General features: G+C 62.3%; 11 protein-coding genes. 9 read left to right on the top strand and 2 right to left on the bottom strand.

The genetic code is table 11. The features are described from left to right. Positions 1–443 precede the first annotated feature (443 nt). The 3 genes from B586_RS18960 (at position 444) to B586_RS18950 (ending at position 3111) form a co-directional block, all read left to right on the top strand. A complete protein-coding gene (locus tag B586_RS18960; RefSeq protein ID WP_054879124.1) occupies positions 444–1157 on the top strand; it encodes a rhamnosyl O-methyltransferase in 714 nt (237 codons plus the stop codon). Positions 1158–1244: 87 nt separating this feature from the next. Then, a complete protein-coding gene (locus tag B586_RS18955) occupies positions 1245–2165 on the top strand; it encodes a hypothetical protein (RefSeq protein ID WP_052915671.1) in 921 nt (306 codons plus the stop codon). Positions 2166–2289: 124 nt separating this feature from the next. Next, positions 2290–3111 carry a class I SAM-dependent methyltransferase gene (locus B586_RS18950; RefSeq protein ID WP_054879125.1) on the top strand — a complete coding sequence of 274 codons (822 nt, stop codon included), beginning with the start codon at positions 2290–2292 and terminating at the stop codon, positions 3109–3111. Between the two features lie 99 nt (positions 3112–3210). On the opposite strand, the gene B586_RS18945 is transcribed toward B586_RS18950, so the two are convergent. Together B586_RS18945 and B586_RS18940 are read right to left on the bottom strand one after the other, a co-directional pair. Continuing rightward, the gene (locus tag B586_RS18945) at positions 3211–4467 is read right to left on the bottom strand and encodes a saccharopine dehydrogenase family protein (RefSeq protein ID WP_054879126.1); all 1257 of its coding nucleotides are present in this window, start codon (positions 4465–4467) and stop codon (positions 3211–3213) included. A gap of 39 nt (positions 4468–4506) precedes the next feature. Further along, positions 4507–5319, bottom strand: a complete 813-nt coding sequence (locus tag B586_RS18940; RefSeq protein WP_047314831.1) for a phthiotriol/phenolphthiotriol dimycocerosates methyltransferase — start codon at positions 5317–5319, stop codon at positions 4507–4509. Between the two features lie 11 nt (positions 5320–5330). Here B586_RS18940 and B586_RS21215 point away from each other — a divergent pair, with 11 nt between their 5' ends. The 6 genes from B586_RS21215 (at position 5331) to B586_RS18915 (ending at position 18473) form a co-directional block, all read left to right on the top strand. After that, on the top strand, positions 5331–5483 hold the full coding sequence (locus B586_RS21215; RefSeq protein ID WP_156166450.1) for a hypothetical protein: 153 nt from the start codon (positions 5331–5333) through the stop codon (positions 5481–5483). Between the two features lie 2 nt (positions 5484–5485). Beyond that, positions 5486–6634, top strand: a complete 1149-nt coding sequence (locus tag B586_RS18935) for an LLM class flavin-dependent oxidoreductase (RefSeq protein ID WP_047314879.1) — start codon at positions 5486–5488, stop codon at positions 6632–6634. Positions 6635–7476: 842 nt separating this feature from the next. Next, entirely contained in the window at positions 7477–9225 is a 1749-nt protein-coding gene (locus tag B586_RS18930) for an AMP-binding protein (RefSeq protein WP_211141538.1), read from the top strand. Positions 9226–9268: 43 nt separating this feature from the next. Continuing rightward, positions 9269–9901 (top strand): chorismate--pyruvate lyase family protein, encoded by a 633-nt coding sequence (locus B586_RS18925; protein ID WP_047314832.1) that lies wholly within the window; start codon positions 9269–9271, stop codon positions 9899–9901. Positions 9902–10015: 114 nt separating this feature from the next. Further along, positions 10016–12133, top strand: coding sequence for a p-hydroxybenzoic acid--AMP ligase FadD22 (locus B586_RS18920; protein ID WP_054879127.1), 2118 nt, complete (start codon positions 10016–10018; stop codon positions 12131–12133). Between the two features lie 22 nt (positions 12134–12155). Next, positions 12156–18473, top strand: coding sequence for a type I polyketide synthase (locus B586_RS18915; protein WP_054879128.1), 6318 nt, complete (start codon positions 12156–12158; stop codon positions 18471–18473). Positions 18474–18518: the final 45 nt, after the last annotated feature.

Here is an 18518-nt window from a genome sequence, read left to right as displayed (position 1 = left end):
GGCCAGAGGCCGTCGTTTGGGTAGTCGGGATGGCGGGGTTGATGCTCGAGTAAATACTCGATCATGGCCGGTTAACGGACGCGGCGCACCTCGTGGTGCGTCGCACAGCCGGTGGTCACTCATTAGGTGAGCGAATGACTTCTAGGATGGTCAACGTCATCCGTTCGCGCGAGTTGGCGGTCAGCCGTTGTGCGAGCGAATACCAGCGTCTGCTGCTACCATCCCTGACAGCATCAAGGGGATGGCTGAGCCGGGAGGCCGGGTCACGCCTGGCACTGTGCCTCAGAGTGGCGGCGCACGGAGCCAACATAGGTGAACCGGATCGTTGGCCTACGAATTACCGCGATCATATGTGAGTCCGTGCTGGCGCCATTAGTTCTTTTAAAGAGGCCAGCTTGACCAACATGTGAGCGACCACGGATTAGCAGTGAGGAGATGGTGGTATGAGCCCAATAAGTCGACTGATCGCCTTGGTCAGGCAAGCGTTGAGTTTTCTGCCCACATTAATTTACCGACCGTCCGGTTCGGTCGCTGAGGAGTACCACAAGTGGTACTACGACAACGCCGTGTGGACTACGACCACTTGGGCGGGGATCAAATGCTGGAAGTCCGTCAGTGATATGTGGAATTACCAGGAAATCCTGGCCGAGTTGAAACCATCCCTGGTGATCGAGTTCGGCACCCGCTACGGTGGCTCGGCGGTGTTTTTCGCCAACGTCTTGCGGCAGATCGGTCAACCATTCAAGGTGCTTACCGTGGACGTCTCGCACAAGGTGCTCGATCCAGCAGCCCGGCGCGAGCCAGATGTCTTGTTCATTGAATCGTCATCCACCGCCCCGGCCATTGCCGAGCAGATTCAACGCCTCAAAGACGAATACCCCGGCAAGATCTTTGCCATCCTGGACAGTGACCACTCAATGCATCACGTACTGGACGAGATGAAACTGCTGCGTCCTTTACTGTCCAGCGGCGACTATGTGGTAGTGGAAGACTCCAACGTCAACGGACATCCGGTCCTTCCCCTGTTCGGGCCCGGCCCGTATGAAGCCATTGAGGCGTACGAGCGTGAATTCCCAGGTGACTATAAGCATGACGATGCGCGGGAAAGAAAATTCGGCTTTACATTTGCGACCAACGGCTTTCTGATCCGCAACTAATCGTTCATGTTTGAAATGGCTTATGGTACGCGATCAGCGCCTCGACCAGGCCTAGCCTATTCCTAACCACGTTCTAAGGTATTCACCATGGCGGCTGAACCGGCATCTATACCCGATTTTGTGATACCCCTCACCGCACCTGCCGACGGGGCGCGGCCGCGATTTTCGATCTGCACACTGGTCACCCGCCCCGCCGAATATTCCGAGATGGTGGAGTCATTTGTCAGCCATGGCTTTACTCCGGCCGACTGTGAATATCTCTGTCTCGACAATAGTGAATCGAATCGATTCGACGCCTTCCGTGGCTACAATCTGTTTCTTTCCGAAGCGCGAGGCGACTTCATTATCCTGTGCCACCAAGACATTGTGCTCCTCGACGACGGGCGAGCCGAACTTGAGCAGCGCCTAGATGAACTCACAGCGCACGATCCAAAATGGGCACTGTGTGGCAATGCGGGTGGAGTTTCATTCAATCGCCTGGCCGTCCGCATTTCCGATCGCTTTGGAAAAAACCAGTCCATCGGCTCCTTCCCGGCGGCGGTCACAGCGCTTGACGAGAACTTCATCGTTGTGCGACGCGAAGCCAACCTGGCGATGTCGCATGATCTTTCCGGTTTTCACTTTTACGGTGCCGATCTGTGCATCGTCGCAGATTTTCTTGGGCGCAGCGCTTGGGTGATCGATTTTCACCTGCGTCACAAGGGTGTCGGTACAACGGGTGCGAGTTTCTACCGACACCGCAAAGATGTTGCTCGAAAATATCGGAATGCGTTCCGGCGCCGTTTTGTAGTGACTACGGTGACCCACTTCTTCCTGTCCGGGTCACCCATTTTAAGCCGCATATTGACTTCGCGTGTCGTTGGTATTCGGAAATATTCGATTGACTTGGCGATCCGCTTCTATTCAGCGCTACCTGACGATCTGCGCTACCCGATTGACTCGGCGATCCGGTGGTATCGGCGTCGGGAGCGTGCTCGCGCACTAGCAGAATCGAAGAACACGCGGTGACTGGCCTCTCAACGGCACTGCAACAGCTGTTCAACCGGCTCCGCTTAGCGCATACGATTATTCAAACAACAGTTCGATACTGAGTACGGCCTATGGTTGGCCGTCTCGGCGAAAGGAACCCGTCATGAGAGCAACCGCAGCGTCGAAGGCGCTCATCTGGCGCATCGTCGAAGAGGGGTGCAGTAACGCGCAGTTCTACCTCGATCGTCGCATGAACCGGATCAGGGTTGCGCAGCGGGCGCTCGAGGGGCGGGCGGCGCCTTTCTACGTCGAGATCGGTGTGTCGCGCGGATTTGCGTTTCGGCATATTGCCGCCGACGAGAAGGTCGCCGTCGACCCGGCTTTCCAGCTTTCGGCGCGCACCCGCAGGTTGGCTGCCGCGCAGGCGCGTGCTACCCACTACTGCGAGATGACTAGCGACGCCTTTTTCGCGAACGAGACGACGTTGCTGGAGCGGCGCGCCATCGATGTCGCCCTGATCGACGGGCTGCATACCTATGAACAGGTTGTGCGTGACGTCGAGAGCACCCTGCGCTATCTGCGCGACGACGGCGTCATCGTGCTGCATGACTGCAACCCCAAGTCGGCGTCGGCCGGCTGCCCGGCGACGTCTTACGCCGACTTTCGTGCGCAGAACCACTGGTGGAACCTCGTCTGGAGCGGCGATGTTTGGAAGGCGATTGTGCACCTGCGCAGCACCCGGCCAGACCTACGAATCGCGGTGCTGGACTGTGACTTTGGCGTCGGGATCATACGAAAGGGATCGCCGGAACGGCCGCTGTCGTACTCGGCCGAGCAGGTCGCGGCGCTTAATTACGCGGATCTTGCCGCCGACCGCGAGCGCTTGCTTAACCTGAAGCCGCCCACGTACCTAGACGAATTTCTCGGCTCGGATCGCCGAATCCCGCCGAATTCTCACGATGCGGCCCGCGCAGACCTTGCTTGACCGCCGCCGTGTAAACGGCGCTCTTATTTTGGGAAGGCTAATTCGGGGAAGTTCGCCGAGCCTGTTCAACGGCGCACTTTTGCGGCGACCGGGTTGGTGTCAGCTCAGCCGGGTTGTCCCCACGGCTACGCCTGCGTCGGGCAGACGCGTTAGCAGCGCATCGCCCATCGCCGCGGCGGGAGTGAGCACACCCCGCAGCTCGGAGAGCCGATCGCGATCGAGCGCTAGCGCCAGACCACTTTCGGCGAGCAGCACCGCTGTCGACTTGTACGCGTCAACGTTGTGCGCGAAAGTCGCCATGTAGCGCGCACCGGTCGTTGTCGTGGTGTACGTCTCGAACGTGTAATGGCCCCGCTCCTGAGTTTTCCGGCTGGGACCGGTGCCTGGTCTGGGCGTGACGCGCTCCACTAGCCGTCGGGGTAACCGGTTGAAATACCTATTCCCCAAGCCGATGGCACCAGCCACAGCACCGGTGACAGCCGCGGAAGCGAGCGGCGCCGCCCACGACTTTCCTAGACTCATCGTCTCCGAGTAGCGGAATCGCCGGCCATAGGCCCAGTCCTGTAATGCGTTGCTACGCCGAACAATTCGAGTGTTAAACGGGCCCTGCACAAATCCGCCGGTCCAGAAGCCGGCAAGCTCGGGGGCCAGGTCGCTTCCTCGACGCCGGGGAAAATCCGGCTGCGGACCCAGTTCGGGTTCGGCGTCTCGGTCTGTGGTCAGCGTATACGGGTCGGTGACGAGCCGAAGGGCCTCGGGATCGCTGGATGCAGTGCGCATTGCCTCCGAATACGTTGCAACCGAGCCACCGGAGACCCAACGCTGAGAGAACGAGCGAAGCACAAGATCGGTGTCGCAGAGTTCACCGGTGCCGTCCTCGATCGCCCGGCGGTACAGCTGGTATACGCTCAGATCCGAAGGGACCGAATCGAATCCGCACGCGAGAATTATCCGGGCGCCAGTGTCGGCGGCCTGTTTGTGGTGTAAATCGATACTGTTTCGGCAGAACATTAGCTCGCCGGTCAAGTCGGCATAGTCCGTTCCAGCCTTCGCGCAGGCCGCCACCAGCGGCAGGCCGTAGCGCGTATAGGGGCCAACAGTCGTCAGCACCACCTGGGTTCGGGCGGCCATCGCCTCGAGCGTCGACGGTTGTGACGCGTCGGCGACAATCAGCGGCCAGTCCCGTGCGGTTGGGCCCAACATCACCCGCACGGTCCGCAATCGTTCGCTGGACCGGCCGGCCAGCGCGATCCGTGCTGTGGACCCGCTGAGTGCGAGGTGTTCGGCGGTCAACTTGCCGGAGAAGCCGGTGGCGCCGTACAAGACGATGTCGAACTCGCGCTCAGCTGGGCTCATCCGGGCGACACTACCCGAGCGCGGGACATCGACGCAGCCTCAGTCCTTGGTGAAGCAGTACATCCGGTAGGAGAGTTCCCCGCCCGCCAGATAGCGGGACAGTTGCGTGCCTTGCACGCCAATGAATTCGCGGCCCGCGAAGCGCAGAAAGGCCGGCAGATGGCGATCGACCAGGTCTCGCGACTTTTGCGAATTGTTCGCAATGCCGCGCAGCACCTCGGCATTGATTTCTCTCTGTGAAAGTTGCCGCAACGGGCTATCGGCGAGGTCAGCCTCCCATGCGGCGACCTCATTGCTGGGACGCAGGTCGGCGTAGGCGAAATACCCTCCTGGGCGCAGCACGCGAACCACCTCGGCGAGAAAACGTGGAAAGTGTGGGTAGCAGTGCGAGGCTTCGACATTGAGCACCACGTCGAAGGATTCGTTGTCGAAGGGCAGGTTTTCGGCGTCGCCTCGCACGAAATCCAAACCGGGCAGCTGGTGTCGCTTTTGGCACAACTTGATGCCTGCCGGGTTCAAGTCCAGCCCCGTGTAGGAGGCCGGGTGCAAGGTGCGGGTGAGGTACGAGGCTCCGCCGCCGTGGCCGCAACTAACCTCCAGTACTCGCTTGCCGCTCAGATCGACCTGGCTCGCCGTGCGGTGGTACAGGTTGATGTGGGCTCGGTTGGGCTCGTCGGATTCCTCCAGCGGCAGGGCCATCGGCGGATCCTCTTCGTAGGCCCAGTTGATGAACACAATTTCGTCGGTACCGAGCCCACGCGTCATGAGCGGGTACCAGAACCTCCAAACCCTCTTGTATAGGGAGGTACTGCCCGCGCGGGCGAGAAAGCTATGGGTGCGACTGAAGGCCATGGGCAAGGAGTATGGCAAAAACTCTGGGCCGCTGCCACGGCACGCCGCGTGAGTTCGGCGACGCCGTCGCGGCGTTGTCGGGATGCCCGAGCGCAGGAAACGGCTGCCGCTGCGGTAGCGTCGCCGAAATGACGTTGGTCGGCGGCGCGGAATGGGGGCAATGAGCGTGGCTGGATTTCGTTTCGGCTTTGTCGATGCGCTTGTGCACACGTTGCTTCCGCCGAGCCTGCCGGCGCGGGCAAGTATCGTGGGCGGCGCAGTCATGGGCGCCGACTCCTACTGGGTCGGCGATCATCTGAACGCGCTGGCGCCGCGCTCGGTCGCGACGCCCGAATATCTCGGATATGCGGCGAAGCTGGTACCCAAGATCGACGCCAACTACGAGCCGTGGACGATGCTGGGAAACCTCGCCTATGGGAGCAGGTTCAACGGCCTGCGACTGGGCGTGTGCGTGACCGACGCTGGTCGCCGCAATCCCGCGGTCACGGCCCAAGCCGCCGCGACTCTGCATCTGCTTACCCGAGGCAAAGCCATGCTCGGTATCGGTGTTGGGGAGCGTGAAGGCAACGAGCCTTACGGCGTGGAGTGGACCAAACCGGTTGCCCGGTTCGAAGAAGCGTTGGCGACAATTCGCGCGTTGTGGGATTCAAACGGGGAGCTTGTCTCGCGTGAATCACCGTACTTTCCGTTAAATAACGCCTTGTTCGACCTTCCGCCATACAAAGGGAAATGGCCCGAGATCTGGGTTGCGGCGCACGGGCCGCGGATGCTGCGGGCCACTGGACGCTACGCCGACGCCTGGATTCCGATTGTTTTGGTTCGACCCACCGACTACAGCCGCGCCCTCGAAGCCGTGCGTACCGCGGCGTCCGACGCCGGACGTGACCCAATGTCGATCACCCCTGCAGCAGTGCGTGGCATCATCACTGGCCGGACTCGTGACGACGTGGATGAAATGCTGGACTCTGTCCTCGTGAAAATGACCGCGCTCGGAGTACCCGGGGAAGCCTGGGCACGCCACGGCGTTGAGCATCCAATGGGAGCCGATTTCGCCGGCGTGCAGGACATCATTCCGCAAACCATAGATGAGGAGACGGTCTTGTCGTATGCGGCCAAAGTCCCGGCCGCACTTATGAAAGAAGTCCTCTTTAGTGGGACGCCCGACGAAGTCATCGATCAAGTAGCGGAATGGCGTGATCACGGCCTGAAGTACCTGGTCGTTATCAACGGCAGCCTGGTTAACCCGAGCCTGCGCAAGACTGTTTCGGCGCTTCTGCCGCACGCCAAGGTGCTGCGCGGTCTTAAAAAACTGTGACCTGCGCCACTACGGATGAAAACGGCCGGTGGTCCGGTCTGGCTGTTGGCGCGCCAACAGCAGCCAGCGGCAGGTCATTTCGGTTTGCCAGCCCTAGGGCTCAAGCATACTTTTCCAAAGTTATCACAGGACTTCAACGTTCGCATTACAGTTTAGTCATGGGCAGGCTGCTGACCTGCGGGTATTTGCGTGCGTAGGGCGTTGCTCCGGCCGGCGAGATATGAGTTTGGTCACTTTGGTTGCGCGAGTGGGAACGACAGGTAACGGCGCATTGTTCTCTGCCGCAACGGATTTGCTGAGATTCGTGCGAGTGCAGGACCCGCTGCAGTGCGCGGACCGGTCAATCATGATTCTGGCGCCATGACTTGTCTCGTGGCGCGTGTTCCGCCAGAATCAGTCCCAGACCGGATCGAAAGGGTGTCAACGCAGACGCCACTCGGCCCTCGGTGCGATCAACAGGTCGACGTCGAAGGCCAGATCGCTAGGACGGGCGAAGCCGCCCCTTACCCTGTATCACGCAAACCCGGGGTCCTGCCAGCGCCGACGCTGCGCGGGGCAATCAGCTTAATTGTTTCGGCAAGAAGCACGGCCTTCACCTGCTATCGTGGGGCCTCATCGATTTCGCGTCGCGGGCCCGGGCGAGGTACGAATCGTCTATGCGGCGACTCGGATTCGAGGACACGGCAGCAAAACGGTCGTACCCTCTTGCCGTCAAGAGCCGAAGGATCATCATGAAAACGAACTTGTCATTTCGCGCTGGGGGTGAGGTGGCAACGCAACCTGCGCAGGGCACGGCTGAGCAAACGAGACAACCGGCCAACGGGACTGCCACGCGATTCGCGATGAGCGAGTCGACGCTCACCGATCTGTTGCAGAAAGCAGCCAGCCAGTTCCCCAATCGCGCGGCGTACAAGTTCATCGACTATGACGTGGATCCAGCGGGATTTACCGAAACTCTCACTTGGTGGCAGGTCTACCGGCGCTCGATGATCGTGGCGGACGAGCTCAGGATCTACGCGTCGGACGGCGATCGGGTCGCGATATTGGCCCCGCAGGGGCTCGAATACATCGTTGCCTTTATGGGCGCGCTGCAGGCCGGTCTCATTGCTGTTCCTCTCCCCGTGCCTCAATTCGGCATTCATGACGAACGAATTTCTGCAGCATTGCGGGATTCCTTGCCCAGCGTCATTATTACGACCTCGTCGGCCATCGCTGAGGTCACAAAATATGCGCCACATGCGCGCTCTGCGCAGGGCCCTGCGCCGGTCGTGGTGGCGGTGGACGCGCTGGACCTGGACTCCCCGCGAGAGCTCGATGCGAGTCGGTATGCGCGTCAGAGCACGGCATATTTACAGTACACGTCGGGATCCACCCGCACACCGGCTGGTGTTATCGTCTCGCACAAGAATGTCATCACCAACTGCGCGCAGCTGATGACCGGTTACTTCGGGGATTCAGAAAAGGTTCCGTCAATTGCTGTATCGTGGCTGCCGTTCTATCACGACATGGGGTTGGTGCTGGGCATTATCCTGCCGATGATCGTTCAGGACACCGCGGTGTTGTTGAGTCCGATGGCATTTTTGCAGCGGCCGGCTCGCTGGATGCAATTACTGGGCAAATATCGCGGACAGGTTTCCAGTGCACCGAATTTCGGTTTCGAATTGGCGGTGCGCAGGACATCGGATGACGATATGGCCGGACTTGATCTCGGGCACGTGCGGGCGATCGTTACTGGTGCCGAACGCGTAAACGCCGCGACACTCCAGCGCTTCACCGACCGGTTTGCCCGCTTCAACCTCAGCGAGACGGCAATCCGACCGTCATACGGGCTTGCCGAGGCGACGGTGTACGTGGCCACGGCCGGACCAGGCCGCCCACCTAAGAGCATCTGCTTCGACTACCAGCACTTGTCGGCCGGTCAGGCGAAGCGCAGCGACAGCGCCGCGGGCGATGGCGCCAACCTGGTCAGCTACGGTGCGCCGCGGGCGTCAATACTGCGGATCGTCGATCCCGAGACCAGGATTGAGACCCCGGAGGGGACGGTCGGGGAAATCTGGGTGCAGGGGGACAACGTCGCCAGCGGTTATTGGCGCAACTCCGAAAACACCGAGCGGACGTTCGGTGGACAACTTGTCAATCCCGCGCCCGGCACACCAGACGGCCCGTGGCTGCGGACCGGAGACCTCGGCGTCATTTTTGAAGGCGAACTGTTCATCACCGGCCGCATTAAGGATCTCCTGGTGGTGGATGGGTCCAATCACTATCCGGATGACATCGAGGCGACGATCCAGGAAATCACCGGTGGTCGGGTCGTGGCGATAGCTGTGCCGGATGAGCGCACCGAGCAGCTGGTCACCATCATCGAACTCACAAAGTGGGGTCACGCGGACGGTGATGCGATGGACAAGCTGCGCACGGTCAAACGTGCGGTCACCTCCGCGATATCCACGTCGCACCGGGTGCGTGTCACGGACGTCGTTCTGGTGGCGCCGGGTTCAATTCCCGTCACGACCAGCGGCAAGGTTCGACGTGCAGCCTGCGTCGAGCGTTATCGAAACCACGAATTCAACCGCCTGGACGCTACGGCATGACTGCACACGTATGTGGATTGTCCACTTTACCCCGGGATGAGATATGACCAACCGCGCTCTGTCTAAGGAAGAAATCCGAAAGCTCGATCGCGACCTTCGGATACTTGTCGCAACGAATGGCACCCTCACGCGTATTCTCAACGTAGTGTCTAACGAAGAGATCGTCGTCGAGATTATCAACCAGCAAATTCTCGATGCTGCGCCGAAAATACCTGAATTAGAGCATTCGGAAATTGGCCGGGTCCTTCAGCGTGATATCTTGCTTAAGGGCCGGAAATCGGGAACGCCGTTCGTCGCTGCGGAATCATTGATTGCCATTGATTTGTTGCCTCCCGCAATCACGACGTGCTTGACAAAGACGTACCGTCCCATCGGCGAGGTGATGGCGGCGAGTTGCATCGAGACCTATAAGGAGGACGCTAAGGTCTGGATGGGGGATTTGCCGTGTTGGATCGCGGATGGCGGGTATCAGAATTCGCCAAAGAGAGCTGTCGGCCGCCGGTATCGACTCATCGCCGGAGGTCAACCGGTCATTATTACCACCGAATATTTTCTTCGAAGTGTATTCCAAGACGCTCCGCGTGAAGAACCCGATCGTTGCCGGCATTCAAACGACATCGACACCAGGAGTGGAGATCGCTTTGTCCTTCATAGTCGAGTCCTCAGAAGTTTCTAGTGCTGACAATGTCAGGTCGCAGTCGTCGAGTCTGCGGAATGAAATCGCTTTGCGCGTAGTGTCGCCGGCCAGGAAAAGTATCAATTTGCGGCAGACCTGGGCGGTCGTCCAATAATGCGGAATGAGAACCTGGCAGCACTACTCGCTCAACAGGCATCAGAAGCGGGATGGTACGACAAGCCCGCCTACTATGCGCCGGACGTCGTGACTCATGGCCAAATCCATGACGGTGCGGCACGTCTTGGAGAAGTGCTGAGAAACCGCGGCCTTTCGGCAGGAGATCGGGTACTGCTGTGTCTCCCCGATTCGCCGGACCTAGTCCAGCTGTTGCTGGCCTGCCTGGCTCGCGGGATCATGGCGTTCCTGGTGAATCCCGAGCTGCATCGCGACGACCACGCGTTTGCCGAGCGCGACACCGAAACGGCGCTTGTTGTCACAACTGGTCCGCTCCGCGATCGGTTTCAACCGTCAACCGTGGTAGACGCCGCCGAGCTGCTGTCTGATGCCGCTCAAGTCGTGCCGAGCGACTACGAACCGGTGAGTGGTGATGCGTTTGCGTACGCTACGTACACATCCGGCACCACGGGTCCGCCGAAGGCGGCGATCCATCGGCACGCCGATCCGTTTGTGTTCGTCGACGCGATGTGTCGTCAAGCTTTGCGACTCACTCCCCAAGATATCGGGCTATGTAGCGCACGCATGTATTTTGCGTATGGCCTAGGTAATTTGGTCTGGTTTCCGCTCGCGACAGGCGGGTCCGCGGTCATCAATTCGGTGCCGGTCAGTGCAGAATCTGCCGCCACGCTAAGTGCGCGATTTGAGCCATCGGTGCTTTACGGTGTGCCGAGTTTCTTTGCAAGAGTTGTCGACACATGTTCTCCGGATTCCTTTCGTTCGCTGCGCTGTGTGGTATCAGCAGGAGAGGCCCTTGAGCTGGGTCTCGCCGAGCGGCTCATGGAATTCTTTGGCGGTATCCCTATTCTGGATGGAATTGGATCCACGGAGGTCGGCCAGACATTCGTATCGAATAGCGTTGACGAATGGCGGGTGGGGACTCTAGGAAAGGTTCTTCCGCCCTACGAGATTCGCGTTGTGGCGCCGGATGGAGCAACCGCTGGACCTGGGGTTGAGGGGGACCTATGGGTCCGCGGACCATCGATTGCACCGGCCTACTGGAATAGTCCCGATTCGCCCCTGGAGAATGAGGATTGGTTCAATACGCGGGATAGGGTATGTGTCGACGGTGACGGATGGGTTACGTACGGTTGCCGTGCGGATGACACGGAGATCGTCGGAGGCGTCAACGTTAATCCGCGGGAGGTTGAGCGGCTCATTATTGAAGCCGACGCCGTGGCGGAGGCCGCGGTTGTCGGAGTAAGAGAGTCCACCGGTGCGTCCACGCTGCAGGCATTTCTGGTTCCGGCGAGCGGCGCATTCATTGATGAATCAGCTATGCGAGACGTCCACCGGCGATTGCTTTCCCAACTGTCTGCATTCAAGGTGCCACATAGATTCGCTATTGTTGAGCGGCTTCCGAGAACTGCGAACGGGAAATTGTTACGTAACGCGCTTCGCACGGAGAGCCCAACGAAACCGATTTGGGAACTCTCGTTGACCGAGCCTCAATCCGACGCGAACGCGCAGCTTGATGGTCGGCCGGTGTCGAGCACGCAGGTTGCTGTGGGAAGCGCCGGCGGAGCGACGCTCAAGCAGCGGCTGTCCGCTTTGCAGCAAGAACGTGAGCGGCTGGTAGTCGAGGCTGTCTGCGCGGAGGCCGCTAAGATGTTGGGCGAACCGGATCCCGGAGTGATAAATCGGGATCTCGCCTTCTCGGAGCTGGGTTTCGACTCGCAAATGACAGTCACTCTGTGCAACCGATTGGCGGCAGTTACCGGCCTGCGGCTGCCTGAAACGGTCGGGTGGGATTACGGCTCGATATCGGGATTATCCCGGTATTTGGAGGCTGAGCTCTCCGGTGGGCACAGTCGGGCGGGGATGCCCGCTGCAGCGAATGCCGGTGCGAAGGGCCTCTCGCCGATCGACGAAGAGCTGAAGAAGGTCGAAGAGATGGTGGCGGCGATCGCGGACAGCGAGAAGCCGCGCGTGGCCGATCGTTTGCGTGCCTTGCTGGGGACTATCGCCGACAGCGAAGCTGGCTTGAGCCAACGGATCCAGGCTGCCTCGACTCCCGACGAAATTTTCCAGCTAATCGATTCTGAGTTTTGCGAGTAATGATGAGGAGCGGTAACTGACCATGACTGCGAGCGTTGAAGGCGCCGACCAGCAGAGCGAAAAGCTGGTCCGCTACCTCAAAAAGGTTGCTGTCGAACTTGATGAGACACGCGCCCGGTTGCGGGAATACGAACACCGCGCAACTGAGCCGGTGGCCGTGGTCGGGATTGGGTGCCGGTTCCCAGGTGGCGTGGATGGTCCAGACAGGCTGTGGGATGTCGTTTCGGAGGCTCGCGATGTCGTGTCGGAGTTTCCCACGGATCGCGGTTGGGATGTGGAGGGTTTATATGATCCAGATCCCGATGCGGAGGGCAAGACCTACACGCGGTCGGGTGCGTTTCTAGACGATGCGGCCGGCTTTGACGCCGGGTTTTTTGGGATCGCCCCGAGCGAAGTGTTGGCGATGGACCCTCAGCAGCGGTTGATCTTGGAGGTTTCCTGGGAGGCGTTGGAACACGCCGGGATTGACCCGCTGTCGTTGCGGGGGTCGGCGACCGGGGTGTTTACCGGGATCTTCGCGGCGAGTTATGGCAACAGGGACACCGGGGGGTTGCAAGGGTATGGCTTGACCGGCACGTCAATCAGCGTGGCCTCGGGGCGGGTGTCTTATGTGTTGGGCCTGGAGGGCCCGGCAGTCTCGGTAGATACGGCGTGTTCGTCGTCGTTGGTAGCGATCCATTGGGCGATGTCGTCGTTGCGCTCAGGCGAGTGCGATTTGGCGTTGGCCGGTGGGGTGACGGTGATGGGGTTGCCGTCGATTTTTGTGGGCTTCAGTCGGCAGCGAGGGTTGGCCGCTGATGGGCGTTGTAAAGCGTTTGCGGGAGCGGCGGACGGGACCGGCTGGGGCGAGGGTGCCGGGGTGGTCGTGCTTGAGCGGCTTTCGGACGCACAACGACTGGGTCATACGGTGTTGGCGGTGGTGCGTGGTAGCGCGGTCAACCAAGATGGCGCGTCCAATGGGTTGACCGCACCCAACGGGCTTGCCCAGCAGCGGGTGATCCAGGCGGCGTTGGCCAGCGCAGGGCTGTCCTCGGCCGACGTGGATGTGGTTGAGGCACACGGGACCGCCACCACGTTGGGCGACCCCATCGAAGCGCAGGCGTTGCTGGCCACTTATGGGCAGGGACGTCCGGCAGACCAGCCGTTGTGGGTGGGCTCGATCAAGTCGAATATGGGCCACACTCAGGCCGCCGCGGGAGTGGCCGGGGTGATCAAGATGGTGCAAGCGATGCGTCATCACGTGATGCCGGCGACGCTGCATGTGGATGAGCCTTCCCCACGGGTGGATTGGACCACCGGCGCGGTGTCGGTGTTGACCGAGGCCCGGGATTGGTCGGTTGAAGGGCGCCCGCGCCGGGCGGGGGTGTCTTCGTTTGGGATCAGCGGCACCAACGCGCATGTGATCTTGGAAGAAGCCCCGGCCCCAGCTGACGTGAGCGACAGCACCGCGGACCAGCCGCGGTTGTCGGTGGTGCCCTGGGTGGTTTCGGGTAGATCGGCTGAGGCGTTGATGGCGCAAGCGAGTCGATTGGCGTCTTATGCGCAGGCTGACCCGGAATTGGATCCGGTCGATGTGGGATGCGCGTTGGCGGGTCGTTCGGTGTTTGAGCATCGAGCGGTGGTCGTCGGTGAAACCCGTGAGCAGCTAATAGCGGGGCTAACTGGGCTCGCAGCGGGCGAGCCGGGCGCTGGTGTGGCAATCGGTCAAACCGCGTCGGTCGGCAAGACGGTGGTCGTGTTTCCCGGACAGGGCGCGCAGCGCATCGGGATGGGCCGCGAGCTGCACAGCAAGTTGCCAGTGTTTGCTGAGGCGTTCGATGCGGTGGCCGATGAGTTGGATCGGCATCTGCGATTACCGTTGCGCGACGTTGTCTGGGGTGCCGACGCGGGTTTGCTTGACAGCACCGAGTTTGCTCAGCCGGCGTTGTTTGCGGTGGAGGTGGCGTCGTTCGCGGTGTTGCAGCACTGGGGCGTGCATCCGGATTTTGTGATGGGGCACTCCGTTGGGGAGTTGTCGGCGGCTTACGCGGCCGGCGTATTGACGTTGGCGGACGCGGCAATGCTGGTGGTGGCGCGAGGCCGGATGATGCAGGCGTTGCCGGCAGGCGGCGCGATGTGGGCGGTGGCCGCCTCGGAAGACGAAGTGGTGCCGCTGCTCGGCGAGGGTGTCGGGATCGCTGCGATCAACGCGCCCGAATCAGTGGTGATCTCCGGTGCGCAGGCCGCGGTGAGCGCCATTGCCGATCAGTTCGCCACGCAGGGCCGGCGGGTGCATCAGCTGGCCGTCTCACACGCGTTTCATTCGCCGTTGATGGAGCCGATGCTCGAGGAGTTCGCGCGCGTCGCGGCCCAGGTTGAGGTACGCGAGCCCCAGATTGGGCTGGTGTCAAACGTGACGGGCGAGTTGGCCGGCCCTGATTTCGGTTCGCCCCAGTACTGGGTGCAGCACGTTAGCCGGGCGGTGCGTTTTGCCGACAGCGCGCGTCATTTGCAGACTCTGGGGGCGACCCACTTCATTGAGGCCGGTCCCGGCAGTGGTTTGACGGGCTCCATCGAGCAGTCCTTGGCTCCGGCCGAGGCGGTGGTGGTGTCGATGCTGGGTAAAGACCGGCCAGAGCTGGCGTCGGTACTCGGTGCCGCCGGTCAGTTATTCACCACTGGTGTGCCGGTGGATTGGACTGCGGTGTTTGCCGGCTCACGTAGCCGGCGGGTGACGTTGCCCACCTATGCGTTCCAGCGACGGCGGTTTTGGGAAACCCCGGGCGCGGATGGGCCCGCCGATGCGGCCGGTTTGGGCCTGGGCGCGACCGAACATGCGCTGTTGGGTGCGGTGGTTGAACGACCCGACTCTGGCGGGGTGGTGTTGACCGGCAGGTTGTCGCTGGCGGATCAGCCGTGGTTGGCCGATCACGTGATTGGCGGGGTCGTACTGTTCCCCGGGGCGGGTTTTGTGGAGTTGGTGATCCGCGCGGGTGATGAGGTCGGTTGCGCGGTTGTCGAGGAGTTGGTGCTGGCGGCACCGCTGGTGCTGCACCCGGGTGCGGGGGCGCAGGTGCAGGTGGTCGTGGCGGACGCTGATGAGTCGGGACACCGGGCAGTGTCGGTGTATTCCCGGGGTGATCAATCCGACGGGGGTTGGTTGCTGAATGCCGAGGGCATGCTGGGGGTGGATGCCCCAGCGGACCAAGCGGCCCCGGCGGATTTGTCGGTGTGGCCGCCGGAAGGTGCCGAGAGTGTGGATATCTCGGACGCCTATCCGCAGTTAGCCGAGCGCGGTTACGCATACGGCCCAGCGTTTCAGGGCTTGGTGGCGATCTGGCGGCGCGAGTCGGAGCTGTTCGCCGAGGTGGTCGCTCCCACCGGTGTGGCTGTCGACGGGATGGGGATGCACCCGGCGGTGCTGGACGCGGTCCTGCATGCTTTGGGGTTGGCGATTGAGACCACCGAGACGAGACTGCCATTTTGCTGGCGCGGGGTGTCGCTGCATGCCGGTGGTGCGGGGCGGGTGCGGGCCCGCTTCACCTCGGCGGGGGCGGACGCGATTGCAGTGGATGTCGCAGACTCTGCGGGGTTGCCGGTGTTGACGGTGCGCTCGCTGGTCACTCGTGCGATGACCGCCGAACAGTTGCGCGCCGCCGTGACCGCGGCTGGCGGTGCACCCGAACAGGGACCGCTGGACGTCGTGTGGTCGCCAATATCGGTGCCCAGCAGCGACGCTAACGGCGCTGGCCAGCCTTCCGTGGTGTCGTGGGCGGACTATTGCGCCGGCAGCGGCAATGACGCGGGCGTCGTGGTGTGGGAATTCGGGTCGGCCGGTGCCCAAGCGCCCGTGGACTCGGTATCCGCGGTCTATGACGCCACCCACGCCGCCCTCGAGGTGCTGCAGTCCTGGTTCGGCCAGGATCGAGCGGGCACGCTGGTGGTGTTGACCCATGGTGCCGTGGGGTTGGTCGGTGAGGATGTCAGTGACTTGGCCGCCGCTGCGGTGTGGGGCATGGTGCGGTCGGCGCAGGGCGAAAGTGACGGCCGGATCGTGTTGATCGACACCGACACGGTGGTGGACGCGGCGGTGCTGGCTGACCTCGGGGAATCCCAACTGTTGGTGCGCGGCAGCACTGTGTATGCCGCTCGGCTGTCCCCGGCTCCGCCGCTGCTGACCTTGCCCTCCGAGCCCTCCGCGGAGGGCTCGGCATGGCGGTTGGCCGCCGGCGGCGGCGGGACGTTGGAGGATCTGGTGATCCAGCCCTGTCCAGAAGTGCAAGCACCGCTGCAGGCGGGGCAAGTGCGGGTGGCGGTGGCTGCGGTCGGGGTCAACTTCCGCGACGTGGTGGCCGCCCTGGGAATGTATCCCGGCCAAGCCCCACCGCTGGGTGCAGAAGGCGCCGGGGTGGTGATCGAGATCGGTCCCGAGGTGACCGGTGTGGCCGTCGGTGACGCGGTGATGGGATTCCTGGGCGGGGCGGGTCCGCTGGCCGTGGTGCACCAGGAACTGATTACCCGGATGCCGCAGGGTTGGTCGTTGGCTGAGGCCGCCGCCGTGCCGGTGGTGTTCTTGACGGCCTTGTTCGGGTTGGCGGATTTGGCCGGGATCCGGGCCGGGGAATCGGTGCTCATCCATGCCGGAACCGGTGGTGTGGGCATGGCGGCGGTGCAGCTGGCTCGCCACTGGGGTGTGGAAGTTTTCGTCACCGCCAGCCGCGGCAAGTGGGACACGCTGCGCGCCATGGGGTTTGACGACGACCACATCGGTGATTCCCGGACGTTGGAGTTCGAGGAGAAGTTCCTGGCAGTCACCGAGGGCCGCGGGGTTGATGTGGTGCTCGACTCGCTGGCCGGTGATTTCGTGGACGCTTCGCTGCGCTTACTCGTCCGCGGCGGGCGTTTCCTCGAGATGGGTAAGACCGACATCCGCGATGCCCAGGAGATCGCCGCCAACTATCCCGGTGTGACCTATCGGGCGTTCGACCTGTCGGAGGCCGGCCCGGTGCGCATGCAGGAGATGCTGTGCGAGGTGCGCGAGCTCTTCGACACTCAGGTGCTGCATCGGCTGCCGGTCACTACCTGGGATGTGCGCTGCGCGCCGGAGGCCTTCCGGTTCATGAGCCAGGCTCGCCACATCGGCAAGGTTGTCTTGACCATGCCCTCAGCGCTGGCTGATGGGCTAGCCGACGGCACGGTCCTGATCACCGGCGCGACTGGGGCGGTCGGTGGGGTACTGGCCCGCCACATGGTCAGCGCCTTTCGCGTGCGCCATCTGGTGTTGGCCAGTCGGCGGGGCGATCGCGCCGAGGGAGCGGCTGAGTTGGCTGCCGAATTGGTCGAGGCCGGCGCCAAGGTACAGGTGGTGGCCTGCGACGTGGCCGATCGCGATGCCGTGCGGGCGTTGTTTGCCCAGCTGTCGCGGGAGTTTCCGCCGGTGCGCGGCGTGATTCATGCCGCCGGGGTGCTCGATGACGGGACAATCACGTCATTGACACCGGATCGCGTCGATACGGTGTTGCGGGCCAAGGTGGACGCGGCGTGGAACCTGCACGAGGCCACTCGCGATCTGGACGTGTCGATGTTTGCGCTGTGTTCCTCGATCGCGGCCACGGTGGGCTCACCGGGACAGGGCAACTACTCCGCGGCAAACGCGTTCCTCGACGGGCTGGCCGCTCACCGGCAGGCCGCAGGGTTGGCCGGGGTATCGCTGGCGTGGGGGTTGTGGGAGCAGCCCGGCGGTATGAACGCTCATTTGAGCAGCCGCGACCTGGCCCGGATGAGTCGCAGCGGGCTGGCTCCGATGAGCCCTGCCCAGGCGCTGGAATTGTTTGACGCTGCGCTGGTGATCGATCACCCCCTCATGGTGGCCACCCTTTTGGACCGGGCCGCACTCGATGCCCGGGCCCAGGCCGGCGCGTTGCCGCCACTATTCAGCGGGCTGGTGCGCCGTCCACGGCGACGCCAAATCGAGGACGCCGGGGACGCCACCCAGTCGAAGTCGGCGCTGGCCCAGCGCCTACAGGGGCTGGCCGCGAACGAGCAACTTGAGCTGCTGGTAGGGATCGTCTGCATGCAGGCAGCGGCGGTGCTGGGCCGGCCCTCACCCGAGGACATCGACCCCAACACCGAGTTCCAGGACCTCGGTTTCGACTCGCTGACGGCCGTCGAATTGCGCAACCGGCTAAAGTCGGCGACCGGGTTGACGCTGCCGCCGACCGTGATCTTCGATCACCCCACTCCCACCGCGGTCGCCGAGTACGTCGCCCAGCAAATGCCGGAAAGCCGCCCTGCGGAATCCGGTGAGGGAACCGCACAGGCTGCCGAACCGAGGGCCGAGGAAGTGTCTGTCCACGCCTAACACATTCCGTATCAGTATCAGTCAGTACTATCCGGGTTGCGAGCC

The sequence above is a fragment of the Mycobacterium haemophilum DSM 44634 genome, assembly GCF_000340435.2.
GTDB classification, from domain to species: Bacteria; Actinomycetota; Actinomycetes; order Mycobacteriales; family Mycobacteriaceae; genus Mycobacterium; species Mycobacterium haemophilum.
Note: the sequence above shows the minus strand (reverse complement) of the source record. Positions and strands in the feature narration are given on the sequence as shown.

What these genes read in the sequence shown, in the direction of transcription:
- B586_RS18945 (WP_054879126.1), bottom strand. Translation starts at nt 4,467, where the DNA reads ATGAGCCCAGCTGAGCGCGAGTTCGACATCGTCTTGTACGGCGCCACC.
- B586_RS18940 (WP_047314831.1), bottom strand. Translation starts at nt 5,319, where the DNA reads ATGGCCTTCAGTCGCACCCATAGCTTTCTCGCCCGCGCGGGCAGTACC.
- B586_RS18920 (WP_054879127.1), top strand. Translation starts at nt 10,016, where the DNA reads ATGCGGAATGAGAACCTGGCAGCACTACTCGCTCAACAGGCATCAGAA.
- B586_RS18925 (WP_047314832.1), top strand. Translation starts at nt 9,269, where the DNA reads ATGACCAACCGCGCTCTGTCTAAGGAAGAAATCCGAAAGCTCGATCGC.
- B586_RS18955 (WP_052915671.1), top strand. Translation starts at nt 1,245, where the DNA reads ATGGCGGCTGAACCGGCATCTATACCCGATTTTGTGATACCCCTCACC.
- B586_RS18960 (WP_054879124.1), top strand. Translation starts at nt 444, where the DNA reads ATGAGCCCAATAAGTCGACTGATCGCCTTGGTCAGGCAAGCGTTGAGT.
- B586_RS18930 (WP_211141538.1), top strand. Translation starts at nt 7,477, where the DNA reads ATGAGCGAGTCGACGCTCACCGATCTGTTGCAGAAAGCAGCCAGCCAG.
- B586_RS18950 (WP_054879125.1), top strand. Translation starts at nt 2,290, where the DNA reads ATGAGAGCAACCGCAGCGTCGAAGGCGCTCATCTGGCGCATCGTCGAA.
- B586_RS18915 (WP_054879128.1), top strand. Translation starts at nt 12,156, where the DNA reads ATGACTGCGAGCGTTGAAGGCGCCGACCAGCAGAGCGAAAAGCTGGTC.
- B586_RS21215 (WP_156166450.1), top strand. Translation starts at nt 5,331, where the DNA reads ATGGCAAAAACTCTGGGCCGCTGCCACGGCACGCCGCGTGAGTTCGGC.